Origin of the sequence: Flavobacterium silvaticum, assembly GCF_012911565.1 — a bacterium.
Taxonomy (GTDB): Bacteria; Bacteroidota; Bacteroidia; order Flavobacteriales; family Flavobacteriaceae; genus Flavobacterium; species Flavobacterium silvaticum.
The window spans coordinates 1-239 of record NZ_JAAMPU010000003.1 but is presented as its reverse complement, the minus strand read 5'-3'; the positions used below and the strand labels follow the sequence as shown (position 1 = coordinate 239).

Here is a 239-nt window from a genome sequence, read left to right as displayed (position 1 = left end):
TTCCAACCAGAAAAGGTTGCTTTCGAAGCTGGAAGAATTATGCTCCAGCGCGTCGATCATTTGTTATTGGAAAAACAGAATTTTGCTTTCGAGACGACTTTGGCAACCAAAAGCTATCGGGAAAAATTCTAGAAGCGCAAAAAAATGGTTATAACGTGATTCTGCTTTTCTTTTGGTTGAGAAAAGTTGAATTGGCGATTGAGCGTGTAAAGTTGAGGGTGAAAGAAGGCGGACACAAT

Annotated in this window: 1 pseudogene; it reads left to right on the top strand. The window is 40.2% G+C overall.

The features are described 5' to 3' along the window. Window positions 1–239 (top strand): annotated as a pseudogene (locus G6047_RS16725) (zeta toxin family protein); the annotation flags it as partial.